1 protein-coding gene is annotated in these 740 nt (G+C 57.0%); it reads right to left on the bottom strand.

Going from position 1 to position 740, the window contains the following annotated elements; translation table 11 throughout:
- Positions 1–30 precede the first annotated feature (30 nt).
- Positions 31–740: IS30 family transposase (locus ACUY2Y_RS11690; protein ID WP_448326650.1), on the bottom strand; the 710-nt coding region annotated here is incomplete at its 5' end.

Here is a 740-nt window from a genome sequence, read left to right on the forward strand (position 1 = left end):
GGCGGATTCTAGCGTTCGTTGCAACGTTTCCTAGGTTCCGGTCAATCCTAGTAGTTCGGCCATGCGTTCTGCTGGGGTGTCGTAGTCCAGGGTCTTTCGCGGTCGATTGTTGAGTTTCAGGGCTACTAGTTCGAGGTCTTCAGGACCGTAAACGCTTAAGTCAGCGCCTTTCGGGAAGTACTGCCGCAGCAACCCGTTCGTGTTCTCATTGGTGCCTCGCTGCCAAGGCGAACCCGGATCACAGAAGTACACCGGGCAATCCGTCGCGATGCTGAAGGATCGGTGGCCAGCCATTTCAGCGCCTTGGTCCCATGTCAATGAGCCGCGTAGGTGCTCGGGCAAGGTCATGATGGTTTCAACTAGAGCATCGCGCACAGCCACCGCGTCATGACCGTGGGGAAGGTGCAGCAGCATAACGTAGCGGGTCTGACGTTCGACAAGGGTTCCGATAGCAGATTTACCTCCGGCGCCGATGATGAGATCGCCTTCCCAATGACCTGGTACTGCCCGATCTTCAATATCTGCCGGCCGGTCAGAAATCATGATCATCGGATCGATGAACCGGCTGCGCGGGATGCGTTGACCCTGGGGCTTGCGCCGTGTCCGGCCGCTGCGCATCGCGCTGGCAACAACCTTTTTCATCTCACCTTTAGCCTGGAAGTACAGCTCTTGGTAGATCGTTTCATGACTCACGTGCATAGTGTCATCGCCGGGGAAATCTTTCCGCAAGCGGCCCGCTA

The sequence above is a fragment of the Corynebacterium sp. 20-84 genome, assembly GCF_053479455.1.